This window comes from Rathayibacter sp. VKM Ac-2804 (assembly GCF_009866655.1).
Lineage (GTDB): Bacteria > Actinomycetota > Actinomycetes > Actinomycetales > Microbacteriaceae > Rathayibacter.
Window position 1 is genome coordinate 2,394,212 of the sequence record NZ_CP047420.1, and the last position, 16,528, is coordinate 2,410,739.

Here is a 16,528-nt window from a genome sequence, read left to right on the forward strand (position 1 = left end):
GACCGGATCAGGTCCCGGGCGTCAGAAGGCTCTGCAAGGCGTCGCCGTAGCGCTCGACGATCCGGTCGTGGTCGGTGGCGAGGAGCACCTCGTCGCCGACCACCCACATCGAGTGCAGCAGGCCCCCGACGAGCGCAGCGGCCAGCCGAGCGCGCAGGTCGGCGTCCGACCCCGCCATGCGAGCGCGCAGCGGGGCCACGAACGCCTCCTCGTGCACGGCGCGGAGCCTCGCGCCGATCGCGGGCTCGCTCCCGCCGCGCACCAGGGCGAGGAAGACCGCCTGCGTGTCGCGCTCGTCCTCGAGCATCGTCGCGAGGAACGTGCGGCCGAAGTCCTGCAGCGGCACGTCCAGCTCCGGGCGGTCCCGGATGCTCACCTGCATCACCTCGAGGAACAGCGCCTCCTTCGATCCGGACCTGCGGATCACGACGGCGGGATCCACCTGCGCCTCGGCGGCGATCTCGCGGATCGTGACCCGCGAGTACCCCCGCTCCCGGAACAGCCGTTCCGCCGCCTCGCGGATGCCCGCGCTGAGGTCGGCAGGGGAACGGCGAGGCACGGTGGTCGATCGTACCGGCGAGCAGCGGGGTCCGCGGCGATCGAGGCTCGCGCGGTCCTCCTGTCCGCAACCGGACGTGTCCGCTAGAGGGTCTTGCCGCGAGGCGTCCCCGCCGGAACACTGAACCCGATGAGCACACACGGCGTCCGCGCCCCCCGGCCCTCCGACCTCGCGCGACGCACACTGATCGGTGCCGCCTGGTCGACTCCGGTCGTCGCGGTCGCCGTGGGTGCGCCGATGGCGGCGGCCAGCACCGCCGGGCCCACCGCCCGGGTGGCGTGGGACGGCCCGACGGGCGTGCAGAAGGAGTCGTCCCTCCTGCTCCTCGTCCTGCAGCCCTCTCCTCGCGACGCCCCGGTCGTCCGCGGGACCGGAACCCTCACCCTGACCGTCCTCGAGGAGTACGCCTTCTCGCCGGCGCGATCGGTCGTCGCGCCGGCGGGATGGACGGTGATCGACGACCACGGCCGGACGATCACGATGATCGCCCCCGCCGGGGTGCGGGCGGGCACCAAGGGCTTCAACGTCGAGTGGGGTGAGCTGTCGGGCAACTGGACGACCACGGCGACGTGGACCGAGAGCGACGTCACCGGCTCCGTCTCGTCGGCCATCGAGGTCGGACCGCGGGGCTTCCCCTCGATGCAGTGGACGACCAACCCCGCGGTCCGCGGCGGGACGTCGACGCTCCGGCTGACGGTACCGGCGGACTGCTACGCGATCGGCTACCAGGGGCTCGTGGTGATCCCGGCGGACCTCTTCGACGAATCGATGATCACCCTGCCCGCGGGCTGGTCCGTCCTCGACGAGGGCGATCCCGCGAACGCCTACGTCGGCGGCCCGACCGTCGCCGGTGCGACCGACTTCGGCTTCGCCTTCGGCCCGGGCTCCGCTCCGATCAGCCCCGTTGTGCAGTGGATCGCACCGACGGCTCCCGGCACGACGCCGATCCAGGCGCGACCGCCCCTCCGGCTCGCCCCGGCCTGACGCGCGCCCCGGCCTGATGCGCGCCCCGGCCTGACGCGCGCCCGCAGTGCGTCGCCGTGCCGACACCGACAGCCACTGCTTTCGAGTTCGTCGGTCGAATCCCGGCGATTTCCGCACCCGGGACGAGTCATCTGTGGTCTGCTGAGCTGCGCGCGGATCGAGCCCTGTGCCGCCCAGCACGCCGCTCGGGCGCCGCGCTTCCCCTGAACAGAAAGAGATCCGTGGAGCAGTCCGCCCCTCAGCACCCGTCCACCTCTGCACCGCTGACGCGCCGAGCACTCACAGGCCTGGCATGGAGCGCTCCCGTCGTCGCTCTCGCAGTCGCAGCACCGGCAGCAGCCACGAGCCAGCCCACTGAGACCGTCGGGCTTCGAATCCTCGAGCCGACGATCGAGGCGAGACCCGGAGAGACCTTCCCCATCCGAGTCCAGTTCCTCGACGCGGCCGGCCAGGGCGTCATCGCGAACCTGGTGATCATCAATGGTGACGGCGCCCTGATGTTCTCCCACCCCGGATACCGCGGCGGCGAATTCGACTCCACCACCTACGCCACCACAGACCAGACCGGCTCGGCGACCTTCACCGCGGAGCTCGACTCCGGCACCTCCCCAGGCCAGAACTACGACTACAGCGTGCGCAGCATTGGCAGCACCAACACTGTCACCCTCGGGAAGGTAGTCGTCGTCTAGCGGCACTCACGTCCCGGGCGCCGGAATAGCCAGGTGCTCCTCGCGCGCTTCCGCAGGCGTCTCCGTCAGAAGGCCGTCGAGTCCGTGTCGACCACGACCTCTGCCGCGATCCTGGACAGCGTCCCCTCCGCTGGCAGCATCGCCGCGCATGTCCTAGACCTAGGTGGGCGACGATCACTGCACGGGCCTCACCCGGACGGGTGCCAGGAGTGGGGCTGATGCGAGCCGACCTGGAACCGGTACCGTGCGAGCGGATCGTCGCGCTTGTGCGGCGGCACGAGAGGGGAATCACATGCTCCGACAATCCAGCCGCCGAGTACGCATGACATCCATCGGCATCGCAGCCATGACTTTCGCCACCGCGCTGACAGTCGGTGCCGCCGTGCCGGCACAAGCCGACGTCGCGTACGGGACGCTGCAGGGTACGGTGGGCGGCGCCGGAGCCGGTCCGGTCGCTGGCATCGACGTGATCCCCGTGAGTGACCAGGGGTACCAGGTCGGGGACGGAGCAACGAGCGATGCGGAGGGCCACTACTCCCTTAGCGTCGAGACCGGCTCTTACCAAGTGGCGTTCCTCCCGCCGACGGGGAGCCCCTGGGCGGCGCAGATGTGGGACGGGGTCCTCACCATTGCGGAAGCGTCCGAAGTCGACATCGTCGCCGACTCCACTACGACGGCCGACTCGACCCTGATTCTCGGCTCGACCGTCTCCGGCCGGGTCACCTGCGACGGCGTCCCCACCGGAGGCATCTCTGTCGGAGCCGTGAATCGCATCAACCTCCTGTTGGGGCGTGGGGCAGTGACGAACCCCGATGGCACCTACGCGATCACCGGCGTCATCCCGGGCAACGTCGAGATCTCGTTCCAGCCCTTCCCCATCGACTGCATCCCCGAGTTCTGGAAGGACGTCCCCCTCGGAGGAACTCCGACGCCTCTCCTCGTGACCGCGGGCCAGGACCGCACAGGCATCAACGGTGAGCTTTCGAGGACCGAGGCACCCGAGCCCGCCATCCCGGCGAAGGTCGCCGCGGTCCTCAAGCGCCTGGGCATCGACGCGACCGACCCGCGCATCGCCGCAGCCTGCACGACAACGACCGACTCCGCCCTGCAGCGCAGGATCGAGCGCCTCGGCGCGAACGTGCCGCTGTCCACCATCCGCCAGGTTCGCGCAGCGCTCTGCTGACCCCGGCATCGGCCGACCATCTCGATGAGACGGATGACCAGCCGCTGAGAGAAGCGGTCGTCGGCGAACGCCGGCGGCCGCTTCTTTTCGTCTCGAGCCCGACCACACAGTGCAAGCGCAGCACCGGAGTCGTTCGGCCACGCGAACCGGTAGCTTCCGTGACGCACCGACCGACGATCGTTTCGCACTCAGCTGCGCCGACTTCAGACATGCCGCAACACCTCCACGTTGAGCGCCAGGCGTCGACGTCTTGGTGGCAGGACTACTCACCCAGTCCGAGGCACGACAGCGCGGGCATCTCGGCGTACAGCTGCTCCAGGCGCGCCAGAGCTCTCTCGTCCGCGATCCGGCGAGCGTCCGAGCTCACAGAGAGTCGTCCACCGGCGGGAGGGCCAGCGCGACCTCCACGGTCCGCGCGTCCTTCAACTGCGCACGCTGCACCGCCCGATACACGGTCGATCGAGCGACCTTGAACTCAGTCGCAAGCTCCGCGACGGTGTAGTTGCCGGCGTGATGCTCTGCGACCGGGTGTGCCTCGGTCTTCGGCGAGAGCTTCGGCGCCCGCCCGCGCAGCCGACCCTTCGCCTTCGCGATCTTCATGCCCTCCTTCGTGCGAGAGCGAATGAGGTCGCCTTCGAACTCGGCGACCGTCGCGAGGACGTCGAACAGGAGCCGGCCAATCGGGTCCTCCGGATCATGGACCGATCCCCCGATGCTGAGCTTCACCCCTCGGCCCGTGAGCTCGTCGACGACGTCCCGCGCGTCGGTGATCGAGCGCGCGAGCCGGTCGAGTTTCGTCACGAGCAACGTCGACCCGGTGTCGCACGCCGCCAGCGCCTCCCGCAACGCTGGACGATCGCGATTGCGACCCGTGAGACCGGAATCGACATAGATCCGATCCGACGGAACGCCGGCCGCCTCGAGCGCATCCCGCTGCGCGGTCGCGTCCTGCTTGTCGGTCGAGACGCGGGCGTATCCGACGAGAGCTGCCATCCGAACAATGTGTCATTTGACGCCCCGCCATCGGGCATTTCATCGGGCGGGTCTAACGGGACAATCGGAGCCGCGAAATCTCGGTGAGTTTCAGCGTTCTGTGGCGGCGTTCTGATGCCGCTCCGTGTCGCGTCTAGTTAAGGAGCTCGGCCTGAATTCGAGCGGCGACCGCCTCGCGGAGGGGGCGGACGCTCTCGGCGCTCCAGTCGGTCGGGTCGGGGAACTTCCACTCCAGGAACCGGCCGGTCGGAGTCGCAGGGAGGATAAGGCCGGGCTTCATGGCGATGACGATGTCCGCGTTCTCGAGGTCCTCGACCGTGACGGCGCGGGGGGTGCGGTCGCTGATGTCGAGGCCGAGCTCCGCGACGGTGGCAGCGATCGCGGGGTTCACCGTTTCGGCCGGGGAGAGGCCGGCGGAGGTGGCGGTGTAGTGGTCGCCGGCGAGGACTTCGAGCAGGCCTGCGCCGAGTTGGGAGCGGCCGGCGTTGTGCTGGCAGAGGAAGAGGACGGTGGGCTTCTGAGTCATGCGGGGATGCTGCTTCCGGTGGTGGTGCGGGTCCAGGTCTGGGTGGCGATCTGCACGGCGTCCCACGGTGAGCCGAGCGGGGGTGTGTAGGAGAGGTCGAGGTCGGAGACCTGCTCGACGGTGAGCCCGGCGAACAGGGCGGTCGCGTAGGTGTCGACGCGCTTGGCGGTCTCGGTGCCGAGGCGTCCGACGAGCTGCGCGCCGAGCAGGCGCCCGTCGCGGGTGTCACCGGTGATGCGGATCGTGATCGGCTGCGCGCCCGGGTAGTAGCGCTTGTGGTCGTCCGCAACCGCGGTCGTCGTCGCCGGCTCGTACCCGGCGGCGAAGGCTTCGTGCTCGCGCAGTCCGGTCCGGGAGGCGACCAGATCGAACACCTTCACGACCTGCGTGCCGACGGAGCCGGCGAACCGGGCATCGCCGCCGAGGGCGTTCTCGCCCGCGACGCGGCCCTGCTTGTGCGCGGTCGTGCCCAGCGGCAGGTAGGTACTGCCGAGCAGGCGGTGGTGGGTGGTCACTCCGTCGCCGGCGGCGAACACGTGCGGGAGGCCGGTGCGCATCGCCTCGTCCACGGCGACGGCACGGCCGGCGCCGAGGGAGGCTCCGGCGCGGGCGAGCAGGTCGGTGTTCGGCTTCACACCGACAACGAGGAGGACGACGTCGGCGGTGCGCGTCAGAGGCGTGCCGTTGTGGTCGGCGTGCACGGCGAGACCGGTCGCGGTCTTCTCGATCGAGGCGACGGTGGTCCGGGTGAGGACCTCGACGCCGCGCTCGGTCAGTTCGGTGTGGACGAGGGCGCCGAGTTCGGGGTCGAGGGTGGAGAGCACTTCCGGGCCGCGCTGCAGCTGAACGACGCGCAGGCCTCGGACGGTGAGGGCTTCGGCCATCTCGAGGCCGACGTAGCCGGCGCCGACGATGATCGCCGTCTGCGGGTCGCGATTGTCGAGGTAGCGCTCGAGCGCGAACGTGTCGCCCATCGAGTGCAGCACGTGCACTCCGTCCTCCGGCCCCAGCTCGTCCACGCCGGCGATCCCGGCGGAGGACGCGAGGGCGCCGGTCCCGACGATCAGCTCGTCGTACCCGATCCGGTCGAGCGTCCCGTCCGGGGTGCGGACGGTGAGCTGCTGCCCGGCGACGTCGATATCGGTCGCGAAGGTGTCCAGACGCAGGGTCATGCCGGTGGCTTCGAGGTCGGCGTGGGTGCGGTGCGCGAGCGACTGCCAGGGCTGGACCTCGCGGGAGAAGTAGTACGGGATCCCGCAGATGGAGAAGTTCGGGTACGAATCGGCGACGACGACGGTCACGTCGACGGACGGGTCGAGCTCGCGGGCGCGCAGCGCGGCGGAGATCCCCGCGTCGCTGCCGCCGATGGCGACGAGATGCATCCTGCTCCTTCGGTCCGAGAACAACGACCGAACACTGACGCCCGTCGATGAACGGGAAGTGACGCGCACGTGTCGCTACATCGACACGCGTCGATCTATTGGAGTGGCACGGTCCCGGCTTTTCAGCCGGCTCGGTCAGACGGTGGTGAGCAGATGCGCGAGGGAGTCGAGCGCGCCGGGCACCAGGCGGTAGTAGGCCCAGGTGCCGCGCTTGTCGCGGCTGAGGATCCCGGCATCGACGAGGACCTTCAGGTGGTGCGAGACGGTGGGCTGGGAGAGGCCGAGCGGCTCGGTCAGGTCGCAGACGCACGCCTCGGCGTCGGCGTGCGCGGCGACCATCGAGATCAGCCGCAGTCGCGCCGGGTCGGCGATTGCGCGAAGTGAGCGGGCGAGCTTCTCGGCGTTCTCGGCGTCCATCGCCTCGCGGGTGAGCGGTGCGCAGCACGCGGTCACGTCCGCCAGCGGGAGCATCTCGAGAACGGCCATGCCCTCAGTGTGCCACGCGGATCGACCGGCATCGATGGACGCCGGCACTCGTCCAGGCATCGATGAGGATCGATGTAGTGTCTTCATCGATCATCATCGATGCCTTTCCGAGGAGCTCTCCAGCATGACCGTGCTCGCCATCGCCATCTTCCTGATGACCCTGACGCTGGTCATCTGGCAGCCGAAGGGACTCGGGATCGGCTACAGCGCTCTCGGCGGTGCGGTGATCGCGCTGGTCACCACCGTCGTTCAGCTCTCCGACGTCCCGACCGTGGTCGGGATCGTCTGGAACGCCACCCTCGCGTTCGTGGCGATCGTGCTGATCTCGCTGATCCTGGACGAGTCCGGATTCTTCGAGTGGGCCGCGCTGCACGTCGCGCGCTGGGGCCGGGGACGTGGGCGGCTGCTGTTCGTGTTGATTGTGCTGCTAGGCGCGGTGATCGCGGCGGTGTTCGCGAACGACGGGGCGGCGCTGATCCTCACGCCGATCGTCATCCAGATGCTGCGCGCGCTGAATTTCTCCGCGAAGGCGTCCCTCGGTTTCATCCTCGCCACCGGCTTCATCGCCGATGCTGGCAGCCTGCCGCTGGTGGTGTCGAACCTGGTCAACATCGTCTCGGCCGACTTCTTCGACATCGACTTCGCCCGCTACGCCCTCGTCATGGTCCCCGTCGGCGCGGTCGCCGTCCTCGCGAGCCTCGGTGTGCTCTTCGCCTACTTCGGCCGCTCCATCCCGAAGCGCTACAACGTCGACGCGCTCGCCCGTCCGGCGTCCGCGATCAGCGACCCGCTCGTGTTCCGCACCGGCTGGATCGTCCTGGCCTTCCTGCTCGTCGGCTACTTCGCCGCCGACCCGCTGCACGTACCGCTCTCCGTCGTCGCCGGGATCGGCGCGATCGCCCTCGTCGCCGTCGCCGCCCGGCAGCCGGCGTTCCTCTTCGCCCGCGTGCGTGCCGAGGAGCGCGAGCTCGTCACCGCAGGCCCGCTCGGGTCCGGCGATTCCCTCGACGCTGGCGAGCAGCCCTCGCGCCGGCGCATCCCGGTCCTGAAGGTGATCCGCGACGCTCCCTGGCAGATCGTTCTGTTCAGCATCGGCATGTACCTGGTCGTCTACGGTCTGCGCAATCAGGGATTGACCGACGAGCTCGCCGGCGTCTTCTCGTTCTTCGGCGACCGCGGCACCGTCATCACCGCACTCGGCGTGGGTACCGTGATCGCGGTCCTCGCCTCCCTGATGAACAACATGCCCACCTTGCTCATCGCGGCCCTCGCGATCTCCGCCGCCGGAGCGACCGGACTGACACAGGAGACGATGATCTACGCCAACGTCATCGGCTCCGACCTCGGCCCCAAGATCACCCCGATCGGCAGCCTCGCCACGCTGCTCTGGCTGCACGTCCTGGACCGCAAGGGCATTCACATCGGCTGGGGCCGCTACTTCCGCACCGGCATCGTCCTGACCGTCCCCGTCCTCCTGATCACGCTGCTCGCCCACGCCGCCTGGCTCACGATCCTCGAGTGAACATCCGGTACGAACATTGACGCACGTCGATATCCACCGTCACACTGATATCGATCGGCGTCGATGCCGTCCCTCCTCCTCCTCCTCCTGCCCCTCGCCCCGACCAGAGAGCTCGCACCATGACCGAGAAGCCCACCGTCCTGTTCGTCTGCATCCACAACGCGGGACGCTCGCAGATGGCCGCCGGCTACATGCGCGCCCTCTCGAACGGCGCCGTCGAGGTGCTCTCCGGCGGGTCCGAGCCCGGCGACCAGATCAACCCGATGGCGATCGCGGCGATGGCGGAGGAGGGCATCGACATCTCGCAGGCCGTGCCCACGCTGATGACCACCGAGCAGGTGCGCGAGTCGGACGCCGTGATCACGATGGGCTGCGGCGACGTCTGCCCGATCTTCCCCGGCAAGCGCTACGAGGACTGGGCCCTGACCGACCCCAAGGGCAAGCCGCTCGAGGAGGTCCGCCCCATCCGCGACGACATCAAGGAACGCGTCCAGGCGCTGCTGGCCGAGCTGCTACCCGCGAAGGTCTGACGATGAGCGACTTCAGCACCCGCCGACCCATGCCGGGCCTCGTCTACCCGGAGGGCTACCTCGCCCGCCTCGCCGAGGAGCTCAGCGAGAAGTTCCGCGGCGTCTTCGCCGCCGAGACCGTTGAGCGGTACGTGCTCGAGTCGTACACCGGGCTGCTGCGCACCTCGAAGGTCAAGGCGCACCTGGCGAGCCAGACGGTGCGCTTCGCCACCGACCGCCTGACCGCTCTCGCCCAGGCCAAGGGCGCCATCGCCCGGGAGGTGCCGGAGGTGCTGTTCATCTGCGAGCAGAACGCCGGCCGCTCCCAGATGGCCGCGGTCCTCACCGACGCGCTCTCCGGCGGCCGCGTGCACGTGCGCTCCGCCGGCTCGATGCCTGCCGCCGCACTCAACCCCGCCGTCGTCGCGGCCATCGAGGAGATCGGCCTGGACGTGACCGACGCGTTCCCCAAGCCGCTCACCGACGACGTCGTCCAGGCGGCCGACGTGGTCGTCACGATGGGCTGCGGCGACGCGTGCCCGATCTACCCGGGCAAGACCTATCAGGACTGGGACCTCACCGACCCGGCCGGCCTCCCGATCGAGGAGGTTCGCGTCGTACGCGACCAGATCAAGGCCCGCGTCGAGGCCATGCTGATCACCCTCGGCGTCGAGACAACAGGAGTTCCCGCATGACCAGCACCGCGAGCGACACCATCGAGAACGTCGTCGTCGTCGGATCCGGCCCTGCCGGCTACACCGCCGCCATCTACCTCGCCCGCGCGGGCCTGGAACCGATCGTCCTGACGAGCGCGGTCGAGGCGGGCGGCGCCCTGGTGAACACCACCGAGGTCGAGAACTTCCCCGGCTTCCCGACCGGGATCATGGGCCCAGACCTGATGGAGAACATGCGCGCTCAGGCCGAGCGCTTCGGGGCCCGCATCGTCTACGACGACGCCACCGCGCTCGAGCTCACCGGTGACGTGAAGTCCATCACCACCGGCTACGGAAGCAGCTATCGGACACGGGCCGTCGTGCTCGCGATGGGCTCCGCCTACCGGAGGCTCGGTGTCCCCGGTGAGCAGCGACTGACCGGTCACGGAGTGTCCTGGTGCGCGACCTGCGATGGGTTCTTCTTCAAGGGCCAGGACATCGCCGTCGTCGGCGGCGGCGACTCCGCCCTCGAGGAGGCGATGTTCCTCACCCGCTTCGCCGCCTCCGTCACCCTCATCCACCGCCGCGACTTCCTCCGAGCGTCGAAGATCATGCAGGACCGCGCCCTGGCCGATCCGAAGATCCGCGTCCTGTGGAACACCGAAGTCACCGAGGCGCTCGGCGACGAGAAGCTCACGATGCTGCGCCTGCGCGACACCGTCACCGGCCAGGAGTCCGAACTCGCCGCGACGGGTCTGTTCATCGCCATCGGCCACGACCCCCGCTCCGAGCTCGTCCTCGGCCAGGTCGACGTCGACGACGACAACTACGTCCGCGTCACCTCACCCACCACCGAGACCAACCTTCCCGGCGTCTTCGCCGCCGGAGATCTCGTCGACCACCGCTACCGCCAGGCCATCACCGCCGCCGGCACCGGCTGCTCCGCGGCCGCCGACGCCGAGCACTATCTCGCCGCCCACGGCCTCGCCTCACTCGCCCAGGCCACGACGGCCGTCCTCGACGACGCCGTCACCGCCTGACCTGCACCACCGAAGGAGACCATCATGACGATGACCCTGACCGTCCCGCCCCGCACCGACGAGCGCCGCCTCACCGGACTGCCCGTCGCCGTCATCGGCGCCGGCCCCGTCGGCCTCGCCGCTGCCGCGCAGCTGCTCGAGCGCGGCCTCGACGTCATCGTCTACGAGGCCGGAGACAGCGCCGGCGCCGCCGTGCAGCAGTGGGGCCACACCCGCCTGTTCTCCCCGTGGGAGTACCTGGTCGATTCCGCCGCCGGGCGCCTGCTCGACGCCGCCGGCTGGGAGGCGCCCGCCGCGAAGAAGCTGCCCACCGGGCACGAGTTCGTCCGCGACTACCTCGCGCCCCTCGCCGCGACGCCGCAGCTCGCTCCGGTCATCCGCTACCGCTCCCGCGTGCTGGCCGTGACCCGCGAGGGCATGGACCGCACCCGCTCCACCGGACGCGCGGGCACCCCGTTCCTGCTGCGTCTGGACACGCCGGAGGGCGCTGTCGACGTCACCGCCCGCGCGGTCATCGACACCTCCGGCACCTACTCCACGCCCAACGCCCTCGCCTCCGCGGGCCTCGACCCGATCGGCGCCGCCGACGTCGCCGAGCACCTCAGCCACGCTCTGCCGGACGTGCTCGGCGCGGACCGCGCCCGCTTCGCCGGGAAGAGCGTCCTCGTCGTCGGCGCCGGCCACTCCGCCGCGAACACCCTGATCAAGCTCGCCCGACTCGCCCGCGAGGAGCCGGATACGCGGATCACCTGGGCGATCCGTGGCGCCAGTCCGCTGCGCGTCTTCGGCTCCGGCGACGACGAGCTGGAGGAGCGCGGCAAGCTCGGCGGCACCGTCCACCAGCTCGTTCGCGACGGCGCGATCACCCTCCTGGACCGCTTCGAGATCGACCGCCTCGAGAAGACCGCCACCGGCCGCGTCGCCGTCCTCGGGCGCCGCCGGAAGGATCGCGAGAGCGTCGAGGCCGACGTCGTCGTGCAGGCCACCGGGTTCCGGCCCGACCTCGGCATGCTGCGGGAGATCCGCGTCTCCCTGGACGAGATCGTGGAAGCGCCGCGCGCGCTCGCGACGCTGATCGACCCGAACCTGCACTCCTGCGGCACGGTCGACCCGCACGGCGTCGCCGAGCTCGCGCACCCCGAGCCGAACTTCTACATCGCCGGGATGAAGTCGTACGGCCGCGCCCCGACCTTCCTCCTGGTCACCGGCTATGAGCAGGTCCGCTCCATCGCGGACGAGCTCGCGGGCGACCACGCCGCCGCCCGGCGCGTCCAGCTCGTGCTCCCCGAGACCGGCGTCTGCTCCACCGACATCGGATCCGCCGGAGGGAGCTGCTGCTCATGACCAGCATTCGGCCGATGCTCGCCGAGGACTGGGCGGCGGTCGAGACGATCTACCGCGAGGGCATCGCGACCGGGCACGCCACCTTCGAGGCCGAACCGCCGACCTGGGAGACATTCGACGCGGGGAAGCTCGACGTCGGGCGCCTGGTCGCCGTCGACGGCGACCAGATCCTCGGCTGGGCCGCGCTCTCCCCCGTGTCGAGCCGGCCCGTCTACCGAGGGGTGGTCGAGCACTCCGTCTACGTCGCGTCGTCCGCCCGCGGCCGCGGCATCGGCGCCGAACTCCTGCAGGCGCTCATCGACGCCGCAGACGCCGCCGGCGCCTGGACCATCCAGTCGAGCATCTTCCCCGAGAACACCGCCAGCCTTGCCCTCCACGAGCGGGCAGGCTTCCGCCACGTCGGCACACGCGAGAGGATCGCGCTGATGAGCTACGGGTCTGCCGCGGGCACTTGGCGCGACACTGTCCTCATCGAACGGCGTCGACCGGACTGACTGGACCCGACGGGCGGCAGCGAACAGCCACGCCGGGTCCTTGACTTCCGATTAGAAATGAAATCTGTAGGCTCGCGCTAGGCCGCGACGTGGCTCCAGTCGGAGAGCAGACGTTGCCGCCAGCTACGTTTCAAGCCATACTGATCACGCATGGATACACGTGCGCCCGAAGCCAGCCGCCCGGCTGGCTTTTTGCGTTAACGGGCGGCTGCGCTTCGCGGAGGCGCCAGACGCGACTCAGTCGCGGTGCCACGCCGCGGCACTGCGATTTTCAGACGAACGATGTCACCCCCTACCTTGATGATGGGCATCGATCTACCGCCCGACCAGCCGGCCTCGAGCCGGCTTTTTTCATGCCCAGGATCTGAGCAGTTCGCGCTCTCCTGGCCCACTCCTCTCCTGCCGGCACCCGAATGGGTGCCAGTAAGGAGTAGAACCGAGTCGACCGGCTCGGTGCCATCTGAACGCGCTCGCACGTTCATCCCGCGGAGGTCACATTGCTGAACTCGCTGATCGAGATGCTGCTGAAGGAGGTGGACCCCAACGTCGCGCTCGTGTGCACCACGAGCTACTTCGGACTCCGATTCATGGTGAAGAAGATCGAGGACTTCCTCGTCATCTTCCTTCCCAGCAAGGAGCCCGCTCGACGCAAGGCCCTCCTCCAGCGAAGCCGACGCCCCAAGGCGTAACTCGAAAACGCCCCTCCTCCGTGGAGGGGAGAGCTCTGTCTTCTAGTGCCTCATAAACCAGTAGCTCTCTGAGACGCACCGTCTGTCGGTCGCTCCGCGCTCAGCATGTAAGTGGCAGCCCTTCATGGCGGTGTTCTGACAGCGCTCTATGTCACAACGGGGAGAGCGGCAGTGCCGCCAGAGGTACGCGTTGCCGAGCGACCCAAGCGCACCTTGTGCTTCTTTCACGTGCTCGACGGAGTCGAGAGCAAGTGGGGGTGCGGGGTGGCGGCCACGGTAGGCGGGCCGCCACCGATGTGCGGCTCATGCCAAATCGTCGGCGATCTGCTGTAGAGCATGCGCGTAGTCGGAGCGCCTACCGCGGCGCGCGTGCCTCGGGTTTGCCCTACGAACGAGGACGCTGACGGCTCGACTGGCACTCGGCGCCACACAGCGCGCCAGCTTTTTCTGCAACATTTTGTGCCAGGTTTTCAAATAATCAAACAGACCGTTCGATTTAACAGAACAGAAACGCGATGTTCTGCACAGTGTCTTCAATCCGCTCAGCCGTAGCGGTAGGCGGCCAGTGCCGTGCACCCTCACTAGGAGACACATGACGACCGAGATTGACCAACGATGGGTAGATGCGCTCGCCGCGCTCACACCCAACTTGATCTCGCTCCTCTGCGAGACAGTTCGGTGCCCAAGCGTGTCGGGCTCAGAGGAGAGCGCCGCCGGTGTTTTCGCGGCGTGGGCGCGTGGTCGGGGCTGGCAGATCGAACGCGAGCACCTCTCCTCGTCCACCCTCAGCGCCGATGAGACGAGTGTCCACGAGCGCGCGAATCTTCTGATTCACGTGGGTGCTGACACCGGCCGCACGGTAATACTCAACGGGCACCTCGACGTGGTTTCCGCAGAGGATCTTCACCGATGGTCCTTTCCGCCGTTCGCGGGCGATTTTGTCGAGGGCGCCGTGCGAGGTCGCGGGTCAGTCGATATGAAGGGTGGAATTGTCGCCGCCCTCGGCGCACTTGCCGCACTGGAGGACTGTGGCGTCGAGTTGCCGTTCCGGGTGATCGTGCAACTAGCTGTCGGTGAGGAGACCACGGGAATTGGCACGCAGGTCGCCGTGGACAACCTCCGGCGTCAGGGGAACCTTCGTGCCGTCGAGGCGGCGATCATCCTCGAGCCGACCGCGAATCAAGTGGCGCGAGTCAACACCGGACTCCAGTTCTTCACAATCGAACTCGACGGCATCTCTGCACACAGCTCCGCACCATGGAAGGGCGTAGACGCACTCGATGCGCTGATCGAGATCCGTGCCGCGCTCCGCGATCTCGCGTTGCAGCGAGGTCGCTCGTACCGGCATTCCTTGCTCGCGTCGCTTCCTTCTCCTGCACCGTTCTCGGTGGGCGTGCTCCAAGCGGGCAGACATCGTGCCGCTGTACCCGATTTCGCGACGATGTCGGGTCGATTCGGACTCCTGCCAGGAGAGGACCCGGAGGAGGTTCGCCATACTCTCCGAGTCCTCGTTGATCGCACCATCAGCAGCAACCCGTGGTATCTGGATCATCCAGCGCGCATCATCTGGGACAACCAAGGTCTCCCTGGATGGGAAACGGCAGAAGACGAGCCACTCGTACGCGCACTCCACCGAGCGGTGCGTAGCCGGTTGGGCGCTGTCGAGATCATTGGTTTCACTGCAGGCTCCGACGCAGCCTGGTTCGGTGCGGAGGGGATCCCGACTGTTGTCTTCGGCCCCGGAGACATCACACTTGCGCATTCCCCAGACGAACAAGTGCTCGTGGCTGACGTCGTCGACGCGGCGGCGATCCTCGCCTCGACTCTGGTAGCTCTCGCATGACCACAGACGATCTCCGCAGCACGACGCTTTCCACGCTTGAACGCGGGCTCGTCGTGCTCGAGTACCTCGCACTTGAGGGTGAGGCGCCCGCCAAACGCATCGCCGCCGACACACATCTGCGTCCCGGCGTCTGCTACCACATCCTCCGCACCCTCGTGGCGATGGACTTCGTGTCCCGCAATGAGGAGGGCCTGTACCAGCTCGCTTCCCGCTCTCACGCGCTCGGCCGCCAGCTCAACAACCATTCGGCCGTACCCGCCGAATTGAACCTGATCCTCACCCGCCTGCATGCACAGACGAAGGAGACCTCTTACGTCGCCCGTTGGGCGGACGGGAAGGTGTCCCTGCAGAACTACCTCGTTGGGCAACACCCGGTGACGGTCGACCGACTCGAGGTCGGGTACTCCGGCGACATGCACGCTCGCGCATCGGCGAAGGCCATCATCGCGCACCTCCCGGCCGAGCAGATCAGCGCACTCTTCGCGCGCCGTCGACTGACGCCGGTCACGCCGAACACCATCACCGATTTCGAGGAACTACGGATGGAGTTCGCGCAGATCCGGTCACAGGGCTGGGCCATCGACCGGGAGGAGTTCCGGGACGGTGTGAACTGCGTGGCAGCTGCATACTTCGATGCCCAGGGCCGGCCAGGCGGAGCATTCGCCGTCTCGGTGCCGCTGTCGCGATTCACGCCACATCGTTCCCGGTTGATCGAAGCAGTTGTCGAAGCAGCGAGCATCGCGACCCGTTTCCTCGAGACTGGGCAGTTGCGAATTGGCGACGGCGCCGACCGCTCCTCCTCGAGCACCTCCGGGCCGATCACGTGACGCTCCTTGAGGACCGGACGGTCCTGATCACCGGAGCCGCCCGCGGGCTTGGCCGAACCATGGCTCACCTTGCCGCCCAGAACGGGGCCCGCGTCGCCGTCGCCGACGTCGACCTGCACTCGTGGCGAAGCTTCGCCGCGGAAGCCGAGGATATGCGGGCAGACACGACGGCTGACGAAATCTTGAAGGACGGCGGGGACGCGCACGGGTTCGAGGCCGATCTCACGGACAGTGCGCGAACTGCCCGACTGCTGGACGCCGTCCTCGAGCGGTTCGGTCGTCTCGACGCGGTCCTTTGCTTCGCTGGAGGCGGCAGCGGCGCACTCTCTGGGAACTCCGCGGGCAATCTCGACCCGGCGTCACTCCAGTCGGCGCTGGATCGGAATCTCCTCACGACAGTGAACGTCTGCACAGCCGCCATTCCCGCCATGACGACGGGACGCGGTGGCGCAATCGTGACAATGTCCTCCCTTAACGGTCGCGCCCCCACCGATCGGGGCACCTACAGCCATTACGGCGTCGCGAAGGCGGCGGTGGCCATGTACACCCGCTACCTCGCCCGCGATGTGGGCCGTTATGGAATCCGGGCGAACTGCATCGCGCCAGGCACCGTCCCCACTGGCCGACTGCAGCAGGTCTGGGCGGAATCGGGTACGCCGCTGTCGTTCGAAAATACGGCGCTTAGACGAGCTCCGCGGCCGGAGGAGATCTGCGCGAGCGCGCTCTTCCTCGCCAGCGACCTCTCCTCCTACGTCACCGGGCAAATCCTTGCCGTGGACGGCGGAATCGAATGAACCACGCGATC

The 16,528-nt window shown here is 68.5% G+C and carries 18 protein-coding genes; 13 read left to right on the top strand and 5 right to left on the bottom strand.

The window, feature by feature from the left end; translation table 11 throughout:
• Positions 1–7: 7 nt before the first annotated feature.
• Positions 8–559: a TetR/AcrR family transcriptional regulator gene (locus tag GTU73_RS11275; protein ID WP_160089519.1), complete on the bottom strand. Its 552-nt coding sequence runs from the start codon at positions 557–559 to the stop codon at positions 8–10.
• A 129-nt stretch (positions 560–688) separates the two neighbouring features.
• Here GTU73_RS11275 and GTU73_RS11280 point away from each other — a divergent pair, with 129 nt between their 5' ends.
• The 3 genes from GTU73_RS11280 (at position 689) to GTU73_RS11290 (ending at position 3,415) form a co-directional block, all read left to right on the top strand.
• Positions 689–1,543 carry a hypothetical protein gene (locus tag GTU73_RS11280; RefSeq protein WP_160089521.1) on the top strand — a complete coding sequence of 285 codons (855 nt, stop codon included), beginning with the start codon at positions 689–691 and terminating at the stop codon, positions 1,541–1,543.
• 221 nt (positions 1,544–1,764) lie between these two features.
• Entirely contained in the window at positions 1,765–2,232 is a 468-nt protein-coding gene (locus GTU73_RS11285) for a hypothetical protein (protein WP_160089523.1), read from the top strand.
• Positions 2,233–2,554: 322 nt separating this feature from the next.
• Positions 2,555–3,415, top strand: coding sequence for a hypothetical protein (locus GTU73_RS11290; RefSeq protein ID WP_160089525.1), 861 nt, complete (start codon positions 2,555–2,557; stop codon positions 3,413–3,415).
• Between the two features lie 363 nt (positions 3,416–3,778).
• Here the strand turns inward: GTU73_RS11290 and GTU73_RS11295 are convergent, their stop codons facing one another.
• The 4 genes from GTU73_RS11295 to GTU73_RS11310 all read right to left on the bottom strand — a co-directional run bounded on the left by GTU73_RS11295 (position 3,779) and on the right by GTU73_RS11310 (position 6,802).
• Complete coding sequence (locus GTU73_RS11295) at positions 3,779–4,408, bottom strand: recombinase family protein (RefSeq protein ID WP_160089527.1); 630 nt, start codon at positions 4,406–4,408, stop codon at positions 3,779–3,781.
• Positions 4,409–4,541: 133 nt separating this feature from the next.
• A complete protein-coding gene (locus GTU73_RS11300; protein ID WP_160089529.1) occupies positions 4,542–4,934 on the bottom strand; it encodes a low molecular weight phosphatase family protein in 393 nt (130 codons plus the stop codon).
• On the bottom strand, positions 4,931–6,316 hold the full coding sequence (locus tag GTU73_RS11305; RefSeq protein WP_160089531.1) for an FAD-dependent oxidoreductase: 1,386 nt from the start codon (positions 6,314–6,316) through the stop codon (positions 4,931–4,933). The genes GTU73_RS11300 and GTU73_RS11305 overlap by 4 nt, the downstream gene beginning before the upstream one ends.
• 135 nt (positions 6,317–6,451) lie before the next feature.
• Positions 6,452–6,802 (bottom strand): metalloregulator ArsR/SmtB family transcription factor, encoded by a 351-nt coding sequence (locus tag GTU73_RS11310; protein WP_133963540.1) that lies wholly within the window; start codon positions 6,800–6,802, stop codon positions 6,452–6,454.
• Positions 6,803–6,926: 124 nt separating this feature from the next.
• Here GTU73_RS11310 and GTU73_RS11315 point away from each other — a divergent pair, with 124 nt between their 5' ends.
• The 10 genes from GTU73_RS11315 to GTU73_RS11360 all read left to right on the top strand — a co-directional run bounded on the left by GTU73_RS11315 (position 6,927) and on the right by GTU73_RS11360 (position 16,517).
• Positions 6,927–8,324, top strand: a complete 1,398-nt coding sequence (locus GTU73_RS11315) for an arsenic transporter (RefSeq protein WP_160089533.1) — start codon at positions 6,927–6,929, stop codon at positions 8,322–8,324.
• Positions 8,325–8,443: 119 nt separating this feature from the next.
• The gene (locus GTU73_RS11320) at positions 8,444–8,854 is read left to right on the top strand and encodes an arsenate reductase ArsC (RefSeq protein WP_160089535.1); all 411 of its coding nucleotides are present in this window, start codon (positions 8,444–8,446) and stop codon (positions 8,852–8,854) included.
• 2 nt (positions 8,855–8,856) lie between these two features.
• A complete protein-coding gene (locus GTU73_RS11325) occupies positions 8,857–9,528 on the top strand; it encodes an arsenate reductase ArsC (protein WP_160089537.1) in 672 nt (223 codons plus the stop codon).
• Complete coding sequence (gene trxB, locus GTU73_RS11330) at positions 9,525–10,526, top strand: thioredoxin-disulfide reductase (RefSeq protein ID WP_160089539.1); 1,002 nt, start codon at positions 9,525–9,527, stop codon at positions 10,524–10,526. The genes GTU73_RS11325 and trxB overlap by 4 nt, the downstream gene beginning before the upstream one ends.
• A gap of 24 nt (positions 10,527–10,550) precedes the next feature.
• Positions 10,551–11,870 carry an FAD-dependent oxidoreductase gene (locus tag GTU73_RS11335; RefSeq protein WP_160089541.1) on the top strand — a complete coding sequence of 440 codons (1,320 nt, stop codon included), beginning with the start codon at positions 10,551–10,553 and terminating at the stop codon, positions 11,868–11,870.
• The gene (locus tag GTU73_RS11340) at positions 11,867–12,364 is read left to right on the top strand and encodes a GNAT family N-acetyltransferase (protein WP_160089543.1); all 498 of its coding nucleotides are present in this window, start codon (positions 11,867–11,869) and stop codon (positions 12,362–12,364) included. The genes GTU73_RS11335 and GTU73_RS11340 overlap by 4 nt, the downstream gene beginning before the upstream one ends.
• 497 nt (positions 12,365–12,861) lie before the next feature.
• Positions 12,862–13,053: a hypothetical protein gene (locus tag GTU73_RS11345; RefSeq protein ID WP_160089545.1), complete on the top strand. Its 192-nt coding sequence runs from the start codon at positions 12,862–12,864 to the stop codon at positions 13,051–13,053.
• Between the two features lie 592 nt (positions 13,054–13,645).
• Entirely contained in the window at positions 13,646–14,896 is a 1,251-nt protein-coding gene (locus GTU73_RS11350; RefSeq protein ID WP_160089547.1) for an ArgE/DapE family deacylase, read from the top strand.
• On the top strand, positions 14,893–15,723 hold the full coding sequence (locus GTU73_RS11355) for an IclR family transcriptional regulator (protein ID WP_160089549.1): 831 nt from the start codon (positions 14,893–14,895) through the stop codon (positions 15,721–15,723). Before GTU73_RS11350 ends, GTU73_RS11355 begins: the two co-directional genes overlap by 4 nt.
• Entirely contained in the window at positions 15,720–16,517 is a 798-nt protein-coding gene (locus GTU73_RS11360; protein WP_160089551.1) for an SDR family NAD(P)-dependent oxidoreductase, read from the top strand. The genes GTU73_RS11355 and GTU73_RS11360 overlap by 4 nt, the downstream gene beginning before the upstream one ends.
• The last annotated feature ends 11 nt before the right edge of the window (positions 16,518–16,528 follow it).

What these genes read in the sequence shown, in the direction of transcription:
- GTU73_RS11280 (WP_160089521.1), top strand. Translation starts at nt 689, where the DNA reads ATGAGCACACACGGCGTCCGCGCCCCCCGGCCCTCCGACCTCGCGCGA.
- GTU73_RS11290 (WP_160089525.1), top strand. Translation starts at nt 2,555, where the DNA reads ATGACATCCATCGGCATCGCAGCCATGACTTTCGCCACCGCGCTGACA.
- GTU73_RS11295 (WP_160089527.1), bottom strand. Translation starts at nt 4,408, where the DNA reads ATGGCAGCTCTCGTCGGATACGCCCGCGTCTCGACCGACAAGCAGGAC.
- GTU73_RS11300 (WP_160089529.1), bottom strand. Translation starts at nt 4,934, where the DNA reads ATGACTCAGAAGCCCACCGTCCTCTTCCTCTGCCAGCACAACGCCGGC.
- GTU73_RS11305 (WP_160089531.1), bottom strand. Translation starts at nt 6,316, where the DNA reads ATGCATCTCGTCGCCATCGGCGGCAGCGACGCGGGGATCTCCGCCGCG.
- GTU73_RS11310 (WP_133963540.1), bottom strand. Translation starts at nt 6,802, where the DNA reads ATGGCCGTTCTCGAGATGCTCCCGCTGGCGGACGTGACCGCGTGCTGC.
- GTU73_RS11315 (WP_160089533.1), top strand. Translation starts at nt 6,927, where the DNA reads ATGACCGTGCTCGCCATCGCCATCTTCCTGATGACCCTGACGCTGGTC.
- GTU73_RS11320 (WP_160089535.1), top strand. Translation starts at nt 8,444, where the DNA reads ATGACCGAGAAGCCCACCGTCCTGTTCGTCTGCATCCACAACGCGGGA.
- GTU73_RS11325 (WP_160089537.1), top strand. Translation starts at nt 8,857, where the DNA reads ATGAGCGACTTCAGCACCCGCCGACCCATGCCGGGCCTCGTCTACCCG.
- trxB (WP_160089539.1), top strand. Translation starts at nt 9,525, where the DNA reads ATGACCAGCACCGCGAGCGACACCATCGAGAACGTCGTCGTCGTCGGA.
- GTU73_RS11335 (WP_160089541.1), top strand. Translation starts at nt 10,551, where the DNA reads ATGACGATGACCCTGACCGTCCCGCCCCGCACCGACGAGCGCCGCCTC.
- GTU73_RS11340 (WP_160089543.1), top strand. Translation starts at nt 11,867, where the DNA reads ATGACCAGCATTCGGCCGATGCTCGCCGAGGACTGGGCGGCGGTCGAG.
- GTU73_RS11350 (WP_160089547.1), top strand. Translation starts at nt 13,646, where the DNA reads ATGACGACCGAGATTGACCAACGATGGGTAGATGCGCTCGCCGCGCTC.
- GTU73_RS11355 (WP_160089549.1), top strand. Translation starts at nt 14,893, where the DNA reads ATGACCACAGACGATCTCCGCAGCACGACGCTTTCCACGCTTGAACGC.